Origin of the sequence: Actinocrinis sp. (assembly GCF_035653575.1) — a bacterium.
In the GTDB taxonomy this organism is placed as follows: Bacteria; Actinomycetota; Actinomycetes; order Streptomycetales; family Catenulisporaceae; genus Actinocrinis.
This window is the reverse complement of the sequence record NZ_DASRBQ010000022.1, coordinates 91,206-107,903: the sequence shown is the minus strand read 5'-3', so window position 1 is coordinate 107,903 and position 16,698 is coordinate 91,206. Positions and strand designations below refer to the sequence as shown.

Annotated in this window: 16 protein-coding genes; 9 read left to right on the top strand and 7 right to left on the bottom strand. The window is 71.3% G+C overall.

Annotated elements, in window-relative coordinates; translation table 11 throughout:
* The first annotated feature begins 25 nt into the window (after positions 1-25).
* The 3 genes from VFA06_RS03800 to VFA06_RS03790 are packed head-to-tail and all read left to right on the top strand — an operon-like array spanning position 26 to position 3,932.
* On the top strand, positions 26-1,747 hold the full coding sequence (locus VFA06_RS03800) for a sugar ABC transporter ATP-binding protein (protein WP_324838972.1): 1,722 nt from the start codon (positions 26-28) through the stop codon (positions 1,745-1,747).
* Positions 1,744-2,940, top strand: coding sequence for an ABC transporter permease (locus VFA06_RS03795; protein WP_324838971.1), 1,197 nt, complete (start codon positions 1,744-1,746; stop codon positions 2,938-2,940). The genes VFA06_RS03800 and VFA06_RS03795 overlap by 4 nt, the downstream gene beginning before the upstream one ends.
* A gap of 59 nt (positions 2,941-2,999) precedes the next feature.
* The gene (locus tag VFA06_RS03790; protein WP_324838970.1) at positions 3,000-3,932 is read left to right on the top strand and encodes an aldo/keto reductase; all 933 of its coding nucleotides are present in this window, start codon (positions 3,000-3,002) and stop codon (positions 3,930-3,932) included.
* Between the two features lie 12 nt (positions 3,933-3,944).
* Here VFA06_RS03790 and VFA06_RS03785 read toward each other — a convergent pair whose 3' ends face one another.
* Together VFA06_RS03785 and VFA06_RS03780 are read right to left on the bottom strand one after the other, a co-directional pair.
* Complete coding sequence (locus VFA06_RS03785; RefSeq protein WP_324838969.1) at positions 3,945-4,616, bottom strand: FadR/GntR family transcriptional regulator; 672 nt, start codon at positions 4,614-4,616, stop codon at positions 3,945-3,947.
* Positions 4,617-4,778: 162 nt separating this feature from the next.
* Entirely contained in the window at positions 4,779-5,204 is a 426-nt protein-coding gene (locus tag VFA06_RS03780) for a GNAT family N-acetyltransferase (RefSeq protein WP_324838968.1), read from the bottom strand.
* A 94-nt stretch (positions 5,205-5,298) separates the two neighbouring features.
* On the opposite strand from VFA06_RS03780, the gene VFA06_RS03775 reads away from it, so the two are divergent.
* Positions 5,299-5,841, top strand: coding sequence for an NUDIX hydrolase (locus VFA06_RS03775; protein ID WP_324838967.1), 543 nt, complete (start codon positions 5,299-5,301; stop codon positions 5,839-5,841).
* Between the two features lie 13 nt (positions 5,842-5,854).
* Here VFA06_RS03775 and VFA06_RS03770 read toward each other — a convergent pair whose 3' ends face one another.
* A complete protein-coding gene (locus tag VFA06_RS03770) occupies positions 5,855-7,012 on the bottom strand; it encodes an acyl-CoA dehydrogenase family protein (RefSeq protein ID WP_324838966.1) in 1,158 nt (385 codons plus the stop codon).
* Between the two features lie 124 nt (positions 7,013-7,136).
* Between VFA06_RS03770 and VFA06_RS03765 the strand changes: the two genes are divergently transcribed.
* Both VFA06_RS03765 and VFA06_RS03760 read left to right on the top strand, forming a co-directional pair.
* Positions 7,137-7,796 (top strand): TetR/AcrR family transcriptional regulator, encoded by a 660-nt coding sequence (locus VFA06_RS03765; RefSeq protein ID WP_324838965.1) that lies wholly within the window; start codon positions 7,137-7,139, stop codon positions 7,794-7,796.
* A 64-nt stretch (positions 7,797-7,860) separates the two neighbouring features.
* A complete protein-coding gene (locus VFA06_RS03760; protein ID WP_324838964.1) occupies positions 7,861-9,222 on the top strand; it encodes an FAD-binding oxidoreductase in 1,362 nt (453 codons plus the stop codon).
* A 58-nt stretch (positions 9,223-9,280) separates the two neighbouring features.
* Here VFA06_RS03760 and VFA06_RS03755 read toward each other — a convergent pair whose 3' ends face one another.
* The gene (locus VFA06_RS03755) at positions 9,281-10,087 is read right to left on the bottom strand and encodes a hypothetical protein (RefSeq protein WP_324838963.1); all 807 of its coding nucleotides are present in this window, start codon (positions 10,085-10,087) and stop codon (positions 9,281-9,283) included.
* 163 nt (positions 10,088-10,250) lie between these two features.
* Here VFA06_RS03755 and VFA06_RS03750 point away from each other — a divergent pair, with 163 nt between their 5' ends.
* Positions 10,251-10,769 (top strand): DinB family protein, encoded by a 519-nt coding sequence (locus VFA06_RS03750; protein WP_324838962.1) that lies wholly within the window; start codon positions 10,251-10,253, stop codon positions 10,767-10,769.
* 268 nt (positions 10,770-11,037) lie between these two features.
* Here the strand turns inward: VFA06_RS03750 and VFA06_RS03745 are convergent, their stop codons facing one another.
* Entirely contained in the window at positions 11,038-11,832 is a 795-nt protein-coding gene (locus tag VFA06_RS03745; protein WP_324838961.1) for a cellulose binding domain-containing protein, read from the bottom strand.
* A 286-nt stretch (positions 11,833-12,118) separates the two neighbouring features.
* On the opposite strand from VFA06_RS03745, the gene VFA06_RS03740 reads away from it, so the two are divergent.
* Positions 12,119-13,213 (top strand): hypothetical protein, encoded by a 1,095-nt coding sequence (locus tag VFA06_RS03740; protein ID WP_324838960.1) that lies wholly within the window; start codon positions 12,119-12,121, stop codon positions 13,211-13,213.
* 179 nt (positions 13,214-13,392) lie between these two features.
* Here the strand turns inward: VFA06_RS03740 and VFA06_RS03735 are convergent, their stop codons facing one another.
* Together VFA06_RS03735 and VFA06_RS03730 are read right to left on the bottom strand one after the other, a co-directional pair.
* Positions 13,393-14,094: a gamma-glutamyl-gamma-aminobutyrate hydrolase family protein gene (locus VFA06_RS03735; protein WP_349260035.1), complete on the bottom strand. Its 702-nt coding sequence runs from the start codon at positions 14,092-14,094 to the stop codon at positions 13,393-13,395.
* 49 nt (positions 14,095-14,143) lie between these two features.
* Entirely contained in the window at positions 14,144-15,850 is a 1,707-nt protein-coding gene (locus tag VFA06_RS03730; RefSeq protein WP_324838958.1) for a DUF885 domain-containing protein, read from the bottom strand.
* Between the two features lie 169 nt (positions 15,851-16,019).
* Between VFA06_RS03730 and VFA06_RS03725 the strand changes: the two genes are divergently transcribed.
* The gene (locus VFA06_RS03725; protein WP_324838957.1) at positions 16,020-16,676 is read left to right on the top strand and encodes a hypothetical protein; all 657 of its coding nucleotides are present in this window, start codon (positions 16,020-16,022) and stop codon (positions 16,674-16,676) included.
* Positions 16,677-16,698 lie beyond the last annotated feature (22 nt).

Below are 16,698 nucleotides of genomic sequence, written 5' to 3'. Positions count from 1 at the left end.
GCCGAGAGAGGAAGGGACCACGGCGATGACTGCGGTCGAGGCGGTGGGCATCCACAAGAGCTTCGGGCCGACCCGGGCGCTGCGCGGGATCGACCTGGCGCTCGAACCGGGCCGCTGCCTCGGCCTGGTCGGACGCAACGGGGCCGGCAAGTCGACCCTGGTCTCCATTCTCAGCGGCCTGCTCGCGCCGGACGCGGGCGAGGTTCGGTTCGGCGGCGAGCCGGCCCCGCCCGCGGGCGCCGTGCACGCCTGGCGGGAGCGGATCGCGACGGTTCATCAGCACTCGATGGTGGTGCCGGACCTCACCGTGGCCGAGAACGTGTTCCTCGGCCGCCTCCCCCAGCGCGGCTCGGCGCCGGGCCGGCGTTCGACCTCCTGGGCCCCGGTCTCCTGGCGCGCGGTCAAGGCGGACGCGCGCCGGACGCTGGCGGACTGGGGCCTGGACATCGACGCGGGAGCGCCGTGCCGCGGGCTGACCGTCGAGCAGCGCCAGCTGGTGGAGATCGCGCGCGCCGTGGCCTCCGGAACCCGCTGCCTGCTGCTGGACGAGCCGACCGCGGCGCTGGAGCACGACGCGGTGGCCCGGCTCTTCGAGCGGGTCAGGCAGCTGACCGCGTCCGGAGTCGCGGTCCTCTACATCTCGCACCACCTGGAAGAGGTGTTCGAGATCTGCGACGACGTGGCGGTGCTGCGCGACGGCGAGCTCGTGCTCTCCTCCACCAGCGCTGAGCTGAGCCGGGAGCGGCTCGTGGCCGCGATGGTCGGGCCGGTGCCGGTGAAGGAGATCGACGAACGGCTCTCCCGGCTGAACCTGTCCGGCGGCGACGCAGGACAGGACTCCGCCGAGCTGCTCGAAGTCAAGGATCTGAAAGCGGCCTCGACACACGGCGCACTGCGCGGCGTCTCGCTGCACGTCGCGGCCGGCGAACAGGTCGGCGTCGTCGGGCTGATCAGCTCGGGCGTCGTCACGCTCGGCCGGATCGTCGCCGGCGCAGATCGGGCGGACGAGGGCACGGTCATGCTCACCGGCGAACGGCTACCGAACGGGAAACGCGAGGCCGCGCTGCGGGCCGGGGTCGGCTATATCCCGGAGGATCGCCGCACCGAGGGTTTCGTCGGCGTGATGTCGATCGCGGAGAACGTGACGATGACGGTCACCGACCGGCTGGCCCGGGCCGGCCGCGGAGTGCTGGCGCCGCGGGCGCTGGAGCGCGCGGCGGCGCCGCTGGCCGGTGCGCTGAGTGTCGCCGCGGCCTCGCTCAAGCAGCCGGTCGCGGAGCTGTCCGGCGGCAACCAGCAGAAGGTGACCGTGGCGCGGGCGCTGATCCGCGACCCGAAGCTGGTGGTGGCGATCACGCCGACCAGAGGCGTGGACGTCGCGTCGAAGGAGCTGCTGCTCGGCGCGTTGCGCGCGGCGGCGGAACGCGGCGCCGGAGTGCTGCTGGCCACCGACGACCTGGACGACATCGAGCACTGCGACCGGGTGGTGGTGCTGGTGCGCGGCGAGATCGCCGCCGAGTTCCAGCGCGGGCAAGGGCCGCGGCCGTTCGACCGCGAGGCGCTGATCGCCGCCACCGAGGGCCTGGACGTCCGCGAGGCGTCCGCGGCGGAACCGGACCGTGGCAGCAGCAGCGCAGGGGCGACAACACCGCCACACGAGGCATCGAACCGGCTGAATCCGGAACCGCTGAACGAGGCGTCAGCGCGGCCGCACGAGGGATCTGATCGGAAGGACGACGGAGCGTGAGCGAGATCCAGGACCGCACGGACGCCAAGGGCGCCGCGAACGCATCCCGAGCGGACGCGGGCCGCGGCTCAGACGCGCTACCGCCCGACGCCGGCGGCACCGCCCCGGGCGCCGCGAAGGACGCAACCGGATCCGCGGCCGCCGCGACCCCCGTCGAGGGCGGCTTGGCGGCGCGCATCGCCGCGCGCACCGGACGGCTCAATTCGCGGCAAGGCAGCCCGGCCGCGGTCTCGTGGATCCGGCAGGCCGCGCTCCTGCCGGTGCTGGTCGTGATCCTGATCGTGGGTGCGAGCCAGAGCTCTGCGTTCTTCACCGTGAACAACCTGGTCTCCGGGGTCGGGCAGCAGGTCTCCGCGCTCGGCGTGACCGTGGTCGGCGAGAGCCTGATCCTGCTGATCGGCGGCATGGACCTGTCCCTGGAGGCGACCTACGGCCTGGCGCCGATGATCGCCGCGTGGCTGATCGTGCCGAAGCTGGCCTTCGGTTCCGGCGCCCAGCTGAGCCCCTATCTCGGCATCCTGATCCTGCTGGCGATCGGCGCCGTGGTCGGCCTTATCAACGGTCTGCTGATCGTGAAGTCCCGGCTGAACGGCTTCATCGTCACGCTCGGCATGACTGTTCTGCTGGCGGGTGTGCAGAATGGCGTCGTGCATGGCCAGTCGCCGTACGAGTTGCCGAGCGCGTTCTCGTATCTGGGCAGCGCGTTCGTGGGGCAGGTGCCGGTCTCGCTCCTCGTGGCCGGCGCCATCTTCGTGCTGACCGGGCTGTTCCTGCGCTACCACCGCACCGGCCGGTCGATCTACGCGATCGGCGGCAACCCGGAGGCGGCGCGCGCGGCCGGGATCAAGGTGGACCGGATCAAGATCGGCGTGTACGTCGCCGGATCAGTGCTCGCGGCGGTCGGCGGCCTGATGGAGGCCGGGAAGGTCTCCTCAGTCACGGTGCAGCAGGGTTATCAGGAGGGCATCATCTTCACCGTGTTCGCGGCGGCGGTCATCGGCGGGGTGTCGCTTCGCGGCGGGCGCGGCAGCATGGTCGGCGCGGCCAGCGGCGTGATCCTGCTCGGCCTGGTGCAGAACGTGATCGACCTGGCGCAGGTGTCCAACTACTGGCAGCTGGCGATCAGCGGCGCGGTCATCCTGTTCGCGCTCGCGCTGGCCCGTGTGGTCGGCGGCGAAGCGAGCGCTGACTGACCTTGGGCGCCGCCACTCCCCTCCAGGTATCCGCACGCAGGCCGCTCGGGCGCAGCGCGGTGTCAGTGACCGCGCTGTCCCTCGGCACCGCCCCGCTGGGCAACCTGTTCACGGCGGTCACCGACGATCAGGCCACAGCAGTGGTCGAGGCGGCGTTCGAAGCCGGGATCGGCTACATCGACACCGCGCCGCACTACGGCGTCGGCCTCGCGGAGGAACGGCTCGGACGCGTCCTGGCGACGCGGGACCGCGCCACGTTCACCCTGTCGACGAAGGTGGGCCGGTTGCTGCGCCCGCTGCGGGACGGAGAGTGCGCTGACGCGGAGGGCTTCGTCGACACGCCGCCGCGCGTGAGGGAGTGGGACTTCAGCGCGGCCGGCATCCGCTCCAGCCTCGAAGCCTCGCTCGATCGCCTCGGCCTGGACCGCATCGACGTCGCCATGCTGCACGACCCGGACGAACACGAGCGCGACGTCTACGAGTCCGGATACGCCGCGCTCGCTCGGCTGCGCGCGGAGGGCGTCGTCGGAGCGATCGGCGCGGGCATGAACCAGTCGGCGATGCTCACGCGCTTCGTGCGCGACTTCGACCTCGACGTGGTGCTGTGCGCGGGGCGCTACACCCTGCTCGACCAGTCGGCCCTCGGGGATCTGCTGCCCGCGTGCGAGCGGCGCGGCACCTCGGTCGTGATCGGCGGCGTCTACAACTCCGGCCTACTGGCCAACCCGAAGCCGGGCGCGACCTTCGACTACGCCCCGGCGGACGCCGCGCTGGTCAAGCGCGCCCAGGCACTGGCAGAGCTCTGCGAAACGCACGGAGTGCCGCTCAAGGCCGCCGCCGTGCAGTACCCGCTGCGCCACCCCACCGTGGCCAGCGTCCTGGTCGGCTGCCGCAGCGAGGCGGAGGTACGCGAGAACGCAGCCGCGTTCGCGCACCCGATCCCGGAGGAACTCTGGTCCGCTCTCGGCGCCTCGGGCCTGCTCGCCGAATAAGGGTGTCGCCCGCTAGAGCACCGAGGCGAGCCACTGCTCCACGCTGGCGATGTGCACGGTCGCCCAGGAACGCGCCGCCTCGGGATCGCGGGCCTGCAGCGCGTCGAGGATCGCCCGGTGCTCGGCGAGCGTACGGGCCGCCGCGCCCTCCTGGGTCAGGCCGCGCCAGACGCGGGCCCGCGCCGTCGGCGCCGAGAGCGTCTCGAGCAGCGAGCACAGCACCGAGTTGCCGGAGGCGGCCGAGATCCGGCGGTGGAACTCCAGGTCGCTGGCGACCAGCTTGTCGATGTCCGGCGTCTCGCCGAGGTCGTCGAGCGCGGCGCGCAACGAGGCGATCTCGTCCTCGGCGATCCGGGTGGCGGCCATCGCCACGGCCGCGGGCTCCAGGATGCGGCGCACGGCGAGGAACTCCAGCACCGTGTTGTCCTGGTGGAAGTCGACGATGAAGTTCAGCGCCTCAAGCAGCAGGGGCGGCTCGAGGCTGGTCACGTAGGTGCCGTCGCCCTGGCGCACGTCCAGGATGTTGATGAGCGAGAGCGCCTTGACCGCTTCGCGCAGCGAGTTGCGCGACAGGCCGAGGTCGGCCGCCAGGTCGGCCTCCTTCGGCAGCCGGTCGCCCGGGCGCAGCGCCCCGGTCACGATCATGCCCTTGATCTTCTCGATCGCCTCGTCGGTGACCGCCACGTACCACTCCCTCGACCCTGCCGCGCCCGCCGGGACCGCCCCGGCAGGCATCGGAGCTCTCGGCATCAGTATCGCGGTCGCCGACCGTGGAGAACAGCGGAAACGGCTCACATTCGGACGGTGAACAGGCATGACCTTCTGATTGATCAGATGTCCGCGTGGTCAGGACAGCGGCTTGATCCAGCGCCGCCAGTGCTCTTCGCGCTGGTATCCGGCCGCGGCCCAGGCGCCGTGGGCGGTCGTGTTGCGTTCGAGCACCATCGCGTCCGCGCGGCGGCCGCCGAAGGCCGCGAAGCGCCGTTCCGCCGCCTCGATCAAGAGCCGGCCGATGCCCTGCCTTCGGCGGTCGGGCGCGACCGCGAGGCGGTAGAGGTGGCAGCGCCAGCCGTCGAACCCTGCGATGACGCTTCCGACGATCCGGCCACCGAGCTCGACCGCGAGGATGAGCGCCTCGGGGTCGCGCTGGATCAGCCCGCGCACGCCCGCCGGGTCGTCGCTGACGCTGACCCCTTCGGCCGCCGCGGCCCAGAACGCGAGCACGGCGTCGATCTCGTCCAGGCGCGCGGGACGAAGGTCAAGATCGCTCATGGGTCGATCCCATCACGGGAATTCGGTTGCGGGCCACCGGTTATCCGGCCGCCGGCCGCGGCGCGGTGGAAACGCGGCGGCTAGGCTGGCCGCCATGATCGAGCAGGTCGCCAGCCGAGTGGTGTACGAGAACGCGTGGATGAGCGTGCGCGAGGACGAGATCCTCCGCGCCGACGGGACCACGGGCATCTACGGGGTCATCGACAAGCCGCAGTCGGCGCTGATCGTCCCGCTGCAGGACGACGGGTTCTGGCTGGTCGAGCAGTACCGCTACACGGTCGGCGGCCGGTTCTGGGAGTTCCCGCAGGGCACCCTGCCGGATCGCGGCGACGGCGACCCGGCCGAGGTGGCGCGGCACGAGCTGGCGCAGGAGACCGGCCTGAGCGCCGGGAGGCTGACGCCGCTCGGCCGGTTCTTCCACGCCTACGGGATGTCGAGCCAGGCCTGCAACGCCTGGCTGGCCACCGACCTGCAACCGGATCCGGCCGCCGCGGCGCCGGATCCGGAGGAGGTCGACCTGGTCGCGAAGTGGTTCCCGCGGGCGCAGTTCGAGGCGATGCTGCGCGACGGCCGCATCGCCGACCTGGCGACCATCGGCGCGTACGGCCTGCTGATGCTGGAGGAACGCAGCCGGTAGGCCGCGGGTCCTGCTACAGGCCGAGCGACTTCGCCACGATCGTGCGCATGATCTCGGACGTGCCGCCGTAGAGGCGCGAGACGCGGGTGTCGGCGTACAGGCGGGCGATCGGGTACTCGTTGATGTAGCCGTAGCCGCCGTGCAGCTGCAGGCACTTGTCGATGATCCGGCCGGCCGCCTCGGTGGTGAACAGCTTGCAGGCCGCCGCGTCGGCCGGGGTCAGCTTGCCCTCGTCGAACAGCTCGACGGCGCGGTCGGTCATCGTCTGCGCCGCCTGGTACTCGGCCTCGCAGTCGGCCAGCACGAACTTGGTGTTCTGGAACGCGGCCACCGGCTGCCCGAACGCCTTGCGCTCCTTGACGTACTCGATCGCGAACCGGATCGCCGCGGCCGCGGACGCGGTCGCGCCCACCACGATGGCCAGGCGCTCCTCGACCAGGTTGTGGGTCAGGTACTTGAAGCCCTGGCCCTCCTCGCCGAGCAGGTCCTCGACCGGGACCTTGACGTCCTGGAACGCCAGCTCGGCGGTGTCCGAGGTCTTCAGGCCGATCTTGTCCAGCTTCTTGCCGACCGAGTAGCCAGGGGACTTGGTGTCCACGAACAGGATGGACAGGCCGCCGCGCCGGTCCTCGGGGGTGGCCGGGGAGGTGCGCGCCACCACGAGCACGCGGTCGGCGAGCACGCCGCCGGAGATGAACGTCTTGGCGCCGTTGAGGATGTAGTGCGTGCCGTCGGCGGACAGCTTCGCGGTGGTGGAGATGCCGGCGAGGTCGGATCCGGTGCCCGGCTCGGTCATGGCCAGCGCGCCCATCATCTCGCCGGAAACGAACCCGGGCATCCAGCGCTGCTTCTGCTCCTCGCTGGCGAAGGCCAGCAGGTACGGGCGCACCAGGTTGGTGTGGATGCTGTAGGCACCGAAGGAGACGCCTGCGCGGGCGACCTCCTCGGCCATCACCATGGCGAACTTGTAGCTGGTCTCGCCGGCGCCGCCGTACTCCTCGGGCACGTTGATCCCGTGCAGGCCGAGCTCGCCGAGCCGCAGGTAGAACTCGCGCGGGACGTGGCCCTGCTTCTCCCACTCGGCGTGGTGCGGGACGACCTCGGCTTCGATGAAGTCCCGGATCATGGACCGGAACGCCTCGTGGTCCTCGTTGTAGATGCTGCGGATCACGGGGTATGCCTCCTCGCGAGTACAGTTGAACGCTCGTTAAGCTACTCGTCAGTAGCCCAGCCTGTCCAGAGCGGTAGCGTTCGGGGCCGGCCGGGCCGCCCGGGTGAGTGGAAGGAGCCCGTCCATGGCCGGACGCCCCGCTGGGCACCAGGCACTGCTCGACGCCGCGTCGGCGGAGTTCGCCGGGCGCGGCTACTACGCCACCTCGATCCGGGACATCGCCGCCCGCGCCGGGGTCAGCCTGTCCGCGCTGTACCACTATTACCCGGGCAAGCAGGCGCTTCTCGCCGCGTTGCTCCACGAGGGCATGGACGCCTACTTCGCCTTGTGCGACGACGCGATGGCGCAGGCCGGTCGCGATCCCGCCGGACGGCTGGCCGCAGTCGTCGGCGCGACGGTGCGGTACCGCGCTGAACGTTCGGTAGCGAGCCTGATTCTGATTAACGAAGCTAGAGCGCTGCCTGAGGACTTGGCTGCGGCGTACCGCGAGCGGGAGCGTCAGGCGACGGACCTGTTCCGCTCGGCGATCAACGCGGGCATCGCGAGTGGCGTTTTCACGACGCCGTACCCTGACGACGCACGCCGGACGATCATCGCCGCGTGTAACGCGGTCGCGCAGTGGTACCGGCCCGACGGTCCTGTACCGCTGGACGTATTGGCTGAGCGGTACGTGACCCTCGCGTACACGCTGCTGGGTTATCGACGCCGCACGCCGCTTGCCCGATCGCGCGCGGCGACCGCGGCAGCCTCGCCGGCTGCTGCGATTGACGCCAGCGCCGGGTGATGCCTCTCCGCGCCTGCCCTCGCGGCATTGACAACCGGCCGGACGCGCGAATAGACCCGATATCGTGATCATCGACGATCTCGCGAAAGAACTGCCCTCCGGGCGCGTCATCACCGATCCCGACCAGATCGGCGCGTACTGCAACGACGAGCACTCGTATGTGACGCCCGGTCAGGCCTGTGGCGTCGTGGTCGCCCGGGAGCGCGACGACGTTGTGGCGGCGCTGCGCTGGGCCTCGCGCAACCGGGTGCCGGTCATTCCGCGCGGAGCCGGCACCGGCATCGTCGGCGGCACTGCCGCGATCGACGGCTGCCTCATCGTCTCCCTGGCCAAGATGACCGCCATCCGCGAACTGTCGCCTGAGGACGAACTCGCCGTGGTCGAGCCGGGAGTCATCAACGCCGAGCTCGACCGCCAGGCGCGCAAGCTCGGTCTGATGTACGCCCCGGACCCGTCCAGCTACGAGACCTGCACGATCGGCGGCAACATCGCCACCAACGCGGGCGGCCTGCGCTGCGTGAAGTACGGGGTGACCCGCGAATCGGTGCTCGGGCTCGAAGCCGTGCTCGCCGATGGCTCCGTCCTGCGCACCGGCCGCCGGACGATCAAGGGCGTCGTCGGATACGACCTGACCGCGCTGCTGATCGGCTCGGAGGGCACGCTCGGCGTCGTCACCGAGGCGACGCTGCGGCTGCGCCCGGCACCGCAGCAGCCGCCGGTGACTGTGGCCGCCGAGTTCCCGACGATCCGTCAGGCGGCGGAGGCGGTCTGGGCGATCATCCGCTCCGCAGTCGGCCCGAGTCTGCTGGAGCTGATGGACCGCACGACGCTGGTTGCGATGGACGAGTGGCGCAACATCGGGCTGGATCCGGCGACCGGGGCGATGCTGCTCGGCCAGGCCGACGGATCGGATGCGCAGGCGGCGGCCGCGGTCATGGCGCGGTGCTGCGAGGACGCGGGGGCGTCCGTCGTGGCCGTCTCGTCGGACGAAGCGGAGGCCGCACAGCTGCTCACGGTGCGCCGCACGGCGTTCAACGCGATCGAACGTCTCGGTGCGTGTCTCATCGAGGATGTGTGCGTACCGCGTTCGAAGCTGCCAGAGATGTTCGATGCGGTAACGCGGATTGCGGAGCAGTACAAGGTGCTCGTACCGACGGTCGCGCACGCCGGTGACGGGAACTTGCACCCGGTCTTCGTCTTCGATCGTTCGCTACCTGAGATCCCCGCCGAGGTGTGGGCGGCGGCCGACGAGGTGTTCCGCGCGGCGCTCGCGCTTGGCGGCACGTTGACCGGTGAACACGGCGTGGGCACGCTCAAGCGGCACTGGCTCGGCGAGGAACTCGGCGCGGAGACGCTCGCCGCGAATCTGGCGATCAAGCGCGCGCTCGACCCGCTCGGGATCCTCAATCCCGGCAAGGCGATCTAAAGGCCGCGGCGCGCCGCACCCGCTGCGACCAGCTGAGGCGCCGCAGCGAGCACGCCCTTTACTCCGAGGCGAAGAACGAAGAGGTCGCGGCATCAGGGAGAGTGCCGTCGAGGCTGCGCCGCCGGGCCCGTCGCAGCGATTCGAGCCCGGCGAGGTCGAGCGTGCGCGTCTCGATCGCGGCGGCGGTAGGCGTGGCTCCGGCCGACACCGGGTCCTCCGCATTGGCGGCGGCGGCCGCGCTCATCGTGGTCGTGCCGGCCGGTTCAGTGGCCGGCACGACCACGCGGCGCACCGAGTAACCGATCGCCGCCGTGACGCCGGGAAGCCAGCCGAGAGCGGCGCCGAGCACCGCCATCGTGGCCGCTTGCAGCGTGAGCACATCACCGATGGGAGCGTTGGCGGTCATGCCCAGATCCATCGCACGCATACCCGGGGCCACCGCGTGATCGACGATCCCTGCGATCAGGCCGATCACCGCGGCGCAGAGCGTGCTCAGGCTCCACACACCGACCAGCAGCGAGAGCCGGGCCCTGCGCAGCGCCAGCCCGCCGGCCAGCAACCGCGCACCGATCAGCACCAGCAGCGGCCAGCCGAGGTCGAGTACGAGCCCTGCGACCCAGTGCCCGGTGGTCTGCCCGGCCGGGGCGCTGGAGCCGTGCGGGCCGACCGTCCAGTGGAACACCGAGAGCGACCCGGCCAGCATCGGCACGCTGTTGCCGACCGGCCTGCGGTCCAGCGCGCCCATCGTCGACCAGGTCCACGGGTTCCCGATGGCGGCGGTCAGGATCAGCACGGCGCCGGCGGCGCAGCCGGCGATACCCCAGCGACGGCGCGGCGAAAGAGTCGACAGGTATGTACGTGCCATGGCAAGCAAGCTTCGCCGGGCTGTTGAATGAAATCAAGCCCCGAATCGGTAGTTACGTGGTTACCGATTCGTGACAATCCGTCCAGTCCGCGCTTGGCCTGCGGGCACGCGCCGTGGATAAACCCGCTGAGCCTTGTCGGTGCGATATGCCAGGATTGCGCCCATGACGATCACCATGGACGCACAAAGCCGCCACGAGCCGCCGGGCGTGGCCGACGAACGCACGCTGCTGACCGGCTTCCTCGATTATCACCGCGACACGCTGGCCTGGAAGTGTTCCGGCCTGAGCGAGGAGCAGCTGAAGCTGCGCTCGGCGGAGCCGTCGAGCATGTCGCTGCTCGGGATGCTGCGCCACCTCACCGAGGTCGAGCGCGGCTGGTTCAATCGGGGCATCGCCGGCGAGGACACGCCGCCGTTGTACTACGACGACGAGGACCAGGACGGCGACTGGAACCGGCTCGACGCGCACAGCGTGACCGAGGTCTTCGAGGCCTGGCAGGCCGCCTGCGCCCGCTCGCGCGAGATCACCGCCGCGCACGAGCTCGACTTCGAAGCCAGCCGCGGGGACTTCACCTTCTCGCTGCGCTGGGTGTTGCTGCACATGATCGAGGAATACGCGCGGCACAACGGGCACGCCGACCTGATCCGCGAGCGCATCGACGGCGGCGCCATCGGGGAGTGAGGCGCTATCGAGGAGTGACCCGACCGGCGCGGCGTGCCGCGAGCGTCGATTCCTGTTGGCGTCCGCTGCGGAGTCGGGTGTCTGCTGCGCGGCTCTGCCTCCACCGACGGGAGAGCAACACCCGGCTGTGGGGGCAGAGAGAGTTCCGCGCGGCGGTCCTGCGCAACCGTTCCGATCAGCGGCGCTGCGCTGCGTCGGCGTCAAGCGCAGGGGACGTCGTTGAGGGAGAAGCAGCAGTTCCGATCAGCGGCGTTGCGCTATGTCGGCGTCAGGTGCAGGAGACGCCGTTGAGGGTGAAGCCGCTCGGCGGCGCGTCACTGTTCTGCCAGGAGCCGACGAAGCCGACGCCGGTCAGCGTTGCCCCCGGCGCGATCGTCCCGTTGTTGGCGGTGTTGACGAGCGTGACGCTGTTGCCGTTCTGCGCGAAGGTCGCCCCCCACACGTAAGAGATGCGCTGGTCGCCGCCGAAAGTGAAGGTGAGACGCCAGTAGCTGATCGGCAGCGTGCCCGTGTTCGTGATGGAGATCGAGGCCACGAAGCCGCCCTGCCATTCGCTCTGCTTCGTGTAGGCGACGTGGCAGGAGAAGCTCGCGCCGCCCTGGATCGCCACCGTCGCGGTGGCCGTGGCCACGGTCGCGCCGCCCACGTAGAAGCTGACGTACTCCTGGTACGAGGTCGCGGTGCATCCCGCGAAGGTCAAGGTGCCGAAGGTGTTGGTGTACTGGCCGTTCGCCGCGAAGTTCGCGGGCATCGCGATCGGGTCGACCACCGGGCAGCCGGGCGGCAGCGAGTTGCCCGAGGGGCCGAAGAACCTGCCGTAGGCCTGGACGGTCGCGCTGACCGGCTGCGCGGTGCAGTTGGTGGCGACGAGCTTGGCCGAGGCGAGCTGACCCGCCGTCACGACCGGCGAGGCGAACGCGAACGAGTCGATCTGGATCGTTCCGGTGCACGAGGCGGCGGCCGCGCTCGAGTGCGCCGCCGCGGCCGCGGGGCCGGCGCCGGCGAGCGTGAGCGCGAACAAAGCCAGAATCGGCAGGGCGGCCAGGCGCAGGATGCGTCGCACGGCTCTGCTCCCTTCCCGGCCGCGACCGGCCGGCGAGAGGTGGATTGTCAGCCTTCGATCTCGCATGTTCCCGTGGTCTTATACACCCGGGCCGATGCACCGCAAAGACCGGCCCACCGGCCCGGATCAGGCTTCAGGCTCACCTCGCACGTCATCCGGCGCACCGCGGCCGGCGCCCATACGCTGCCGTCGTGAAAGTGTCACGCCCGCTCGCGCGTCACTCCGCCCGGCCGGATTGTGCCGACCGGTACCCGCGACGGCCAGGCTGCGACTACGCTTTGCGACCATGGAGATCGAGTCCCTGGCCGCCTTCGACAACCACTTGAGATCGCATCAGGGCAGCCTCGCGGGCTGCCGGGTGCAGGCGGTCGATCTCGTAGAACGCGGTTGGGAACTGCGCACCGCGGACGTCACGGACTCGGTCTTCCTCGGCTGCTCGCTGACCGAGTCGGTGGCCGGTGACCTGCGGCAGCGCGGCGCGATGGTGTTCCCGCCGGCGCCGAACCTGCCCTTCGACCCGTACCGCACCACGTTGTACACGGCGGACGAGCTCTACGACGGGATCGCACAGAAGCCTTACGAGCAGACCCCTGACGCCCTCACCTACACCTGGGACTCGGGGCCGCGCGACCGCGAGGACGTGCTGGGCATCGTGCTGCGGGGCCTGCACGACGACTCGATCACCGACGCGCTCGGCGAGTTCCTCGCGGAGCGCAGGACCGTGGCCGTGCTCGGCGGACACGCCGTCGCTCGTGACTCGTCGGCCTATGAGGAGGCGGCGCACCTCGGCAGGACGCTGACCCGGGCCGGGTTCACCGTGGCGACCGGCGGCGGCCCGGGCGCGATGGAGGCGGCGAATCTGGGCGCGTACTTGGCGCCCTTCCACGACGGGGCCGTGGACGAGGCGGTCGAGGCGCTCAGCGCGGCCCGCGAGTTCCGGCCGGACCCGACCTCGTGGGCACGCGCCGCGTTCGACGTGCGCGCCGCGTTCCCGGCCGAGCGGGCGGGTCAGTCGCTGTCGGTGCCGACCTGGTTCTACGGGCACGAGCCGCCCAACGCCTTCGCCAGCGCGATCGCGAAGTACTTCTCGAACGCGGCCCGGGAGGACCGGCTGCTGGCGCGGGCCTCGGCGGGCCTGGTGTTCCTGCCCGGCGCGGCCGGCACCGTGCAGGAGATCTTCCAGGCGGCCACGCCCGCGTACTACACGCCGGTCGGCGAGGTCCCGCGCCGGCTCATCCTCGTCGGCATCAACCACTGGACGAACACGCTGCCGGCCTGGCCGCTGCTGCGGGCGCTGGCCTACTCGCGGCCGATGGCGACCACGATCCACCTGGTGGACACCGCAGCCGAGGCGGGGATACTGCTCACCCGCGTGCACTGAGCGCGCCGCCGGACGGCTGGCGCCGCATGCGCTCGACGATGCGCGCGGCCCGATGGTCGCCGGCGGCACGCAGGCGCCCGGTGACCTCGGCGGCGACGATCGGCACGGGGCTCTGGGGGCGGGATCCCAGGCGACGATCAGGTCGGAGATCTCGAGGGCTGACACGCCGCGTTACGTTATTACCCGGTCGCCTTCACCAGCGCCGTGAACAGAGCGGGATCGTCGCGCACCTCGGGATGCCACTGCACGCCCACCAGGAACCGGCGGCGCGGCACCCAGGCGGCCTCGATCGTGCCGTCCTGCGCCCAGGCGCTGGCGACCATGCCGCTGCCGAGCCGGTCGATCGCCTGGTGGTGATGACAGGGCACGTCGACGCCCTCGCCGAGCAGCGAGCCGGGCAGCGCGTCGGTGTCCAGCCGGATCCGCACCGTCCCGTACACGCCGGGAGCCGGGCGGTGCCGCTCGCCTCCGGCGAGGTCCGGCAGGTGCTGGTGCAGCGTCCCGCCGAGGCAGACGTTGATGAGCTGCAGGCCGCGGCAGATCCCGAGCACCGGCAGATCGGCCTGCAGCGCGGCCATCAGCAACGCGGTCTCCCAGGTGTCGCGATCCGCTTGTGACCGCTCGGCGAACGGATCCGGGGCCGCGCCGTACCGCACCGGTTCGATGTCCGGGCCGCCGCTGAGAATGAGCCCGTCCAGCCGGCTGATCACGGCCTGGGCCGCGTCGTCCGCGCCGATCGGCAGCAGCACCGGTACGCCGCCGGCCGCCGTGACGTGGTCGGCGTAGGCGTGTGGCAGCAACGCGGCCGGGGTGTGCCACACACCCCAGGCCGCGTGAGTCCGGTAGGCGGTCAAGCCAATCAGAGGCCGCACATCACTCATCATGGCAGTGATGCCCACGTGGCGGCGCGGTTATCCCGTGATTTCTCCGTCATCCGGCGGTTTGCGCTTCTTCCACCGATCCTGCGCTTTCACGCTCCGGGCTCGCGTTCGGCTCGAATCCGCCGAGCGCCGCGGCCCGGGCCAACCCGAGCGGCAGGCTGCCGGAACCGGCGATCGTGTCGTGGAACTCGCGCCGCGAACCGAGGCCGCGGGCGAGGTACTCGTCCCGGATCCGCTCGATCTCCAGGCAGCCGGTTAGATACGACGGCGCCTGTGTCGGCCAGGCGCAGTACCGCGACACCTCGCCCTTCGCGGTGCCGGCGGACAGCGCGGTCTTCTGCACCATGAACGCCTCGGCCTGCTCGGCCGTCATGTCGCCGCAGTGCAGCGCGGTGTCCACGACGATCCGGGCGGCGCGGAAGGCGCGGGCCTCGACGTGCGCGAGTTCGTGGCGCGGATCGGTGAAGTAGCCGGCGTCGCGCATCACCGTCTCGACGTAGAGCGCCCAGCCCTCGGAGAAGTACGGCGTGCGGTGCACCTTGCGCAGCGTGCGCGTCGAGTTCGCGGACCAGGACAGATGCCAGTGGTGGCCGGGGTACGCCTCGTGCACCGAGATGGTGGGGATCTGCGCGCGGGAGTTGGTCGCCAGCCGCTGGCGCACCTGATCCTCGGTGAACTCGGCCGGGGCGTAGGGCACGAAGAAGTGGCCGACGCGGGACTCGGTCAGCGGCGGCGGCGACATGTACGACGCGACGGCGAGGATCGGGCGCTGGAACTCCGGCGAGGGCACCACCCGGCACTCCTCGCCGCGCGCGAAGGTGACGATGCCGCGCTCGCGGGCGAACCGCCGGGCGCGCTCGGTCTCGGCCTCGTACTCCTCGCGCATCGCCTCGAGCGTGGGCGGGTGATCGTCCTGGAGGCTCGCGATCAGGGCGTGCCAGTCCGCTGATTCGCCGGTGGTCGACTCGGCGGCGATGCGGCGGGCGAGCTCGCCAAGCTCGGCGTCGAGGGCGGCGTACGCGCGCTCGCCGCGCTCGTGCAGCTCGGCGGCGCCGTAGCCGAGCAGTTCGCGTTCGGTCAGCAGCGCGGAGTAGAGCCGCTCGCCCATCCGCCAGTCGCCGCACGCCTGCTGCTGGAAGTCCTCAAGGAACGCCGCGGTCTCGTCGAAGGCAGCGGCGGCCGGCTCGGCGGCCTCGCGCACGCGCGCGGCGAGCCGCTCGTCGCCGACCATGCCTGGCAGGGAGGAGGTGACGAAGGCCCGTCCGGTGCGCGCCTGGCCGAGGCCGCGGCCGACGATGAGCGGCGCGGCGAGCTCGGGGTCCAGGTTGTCGCGGCAGGCGGCCAGCACGTCGGGGAGCTGGGCGAGTTTGCCGAGGGTGTCCTCGACCAGGGACGACTCGGGGTGCAGCCGGTGCACGTACGGCATCAGGAGGCTGAAGAAGGTGGTGGAGAGGTACACGGCGGGGTCGCGGCGCCAGGCCGGCCATTCGGCGAGCAGCTGCTGGCCGCGCAGCTGGGCCACCGCGAGCCGCCGGTCGATCTCGTCGTCGAGCTGCGGCGCGGGCGCGAGGGCCTCGAACCGCTCGAGCCAGCCGGTCACTTCGCGTTCGCGCCGCAGCATCGCCTCGGCCGAGTGGTCGCCGAGCTGGCCGTCGAAGCCTTCGGCGCCGAGCAGCTGCGCGTGGGCCGGATTATCGGCGAAATACCAGGTCAGATAGGCGTCGACAAGCTGCGGGACGGAAGCGCGCGCATTCATGGGGTGATCCTTGCCGCACCCGGCCAGGTTCGCAACCCCCTTGCGCCCCTGACTCAGGCTTCTTCGTCGTTCGCGCCGCCACGAGCCGGGTGCGGAAGGTCGCCGCTACCCCTCCCTGGACTGGTGTGCGAGCGCATAGAATTCCACCTCCAAAGGGAGGGGTGGCGGCGTGGAAGCCGAGGACAGCGAACCCGCAGGGCGGACCGACCGGGTGCGGACGGTCGGGGCGGAAGAGGACGCCGGCGGCATGGTCGGCCAGGCGGCAGATGCGCCCACGGCCGTTGGGACCAGTGGGGCTGGGGCTGGCGCTGCCGCTGAGGCGCTTGAGCTGGATGCACAGCAGCCGACCGCAGCCCCGGACGCCGATACCGACGCCGACTCTGACGCTTACGCGTACGACGCACCGAACCCTGGCACCGACGCCGAGGCCGACGCGGCGGACGTCAACGCTGCCGAATCGGACTCCGACGCCGCCCTTGACGCAGACCAGGCCTCGCGCAAGGGCCGGCCGGTCAGCAGCGGCATAGGCTGCGCCGCGCTGCTGCTCCCCCTCGTCGCGGTCGCCGGCGCGATCCTCTGCTTCGCCGCCGGGATCCTGTCCACGGTCACCGGCTGTACCCCGAACGGCTCGGCGCTGTGCTCGGCGAACGGCGCCTGGTTCGAGTTCGCGCTGCCGCTGTTCGTCTCCCCGATCATCGCCGCGGCGACAGCCATCGGAGCGGTGACGGTACGCCGTCACCGCTCCAGTTGGCTCGCCGTGGGCTACGGGATCGTGTTCATCAGCATCATCGTCGGCCTGGCCTCGGCCTCGACCGGATCGAGCTGACCGCGCCCCGCCGCGCATCCGC

Coding starts and splice junctions, on each gene's coding strand:
- VFA06_RS03800 (WP_324838972.1), top strand. CDS start 26: ATGACTGCGGTCGAGGCGGTGGGCATCCACAAGAGCTTCGGGCCGACC.
- VFA06_RS03780 (WP_324838968.1), bottom strand. CDS start 5,204: ATGAGCGATCTTGACCTTCGTCCCGCGCGCCTGGACGAGATCGACGCC.
- VFA06_RS03775 (WP_324838967.1), top strand. CDS start 5,299: ATGATCGAGCAGGTCGCCAGCCGAGTGGTGTACGAGAACGCGTGGATG.
- VFA06_RS03765 (WP_324838965.1), top strand. CDS start 7,137: ATGGCCGGACGCCCCGCTGGGCACCAGGCACTGCTCGACGCCGCGTCG.
- VFA06_RS03755 (WP_324838963.1), bottom strand. CDS start 10,087: ATGGCACGTACATACCTGTCGACTCTTTCGCCGCGCCGTCGCTGGGGT.
- VFA06_RS03750 (WP_324838962.1), top strand. CDS start 10,251: ATGACGATCACCATGGACGCACAAAGCCGCCACGAGCCGCCGGGCGTG.
- VFA06_RS03740 (WP_324838960.1), top strand. CDS start 12,119: ATGGAGATCGAGTCCCTGGCCGCCTTCGACAACCACTTGAGATCGCAT.
- VFA06_RS03735 (WP_349260035.1), bottom strand. CDS start 14,094: ATGAGTGATGTGCGGCCTCTGATTGGCTTGACCGCCTACCGGACTCAC.
- VFA06_RS03730 (WP_324838958.1), bottom strand. CDS start 15,850: ATGAATGCGCGCGCTTCCGTCCCGCAGCTTGTCGACGCCTATCTGACC.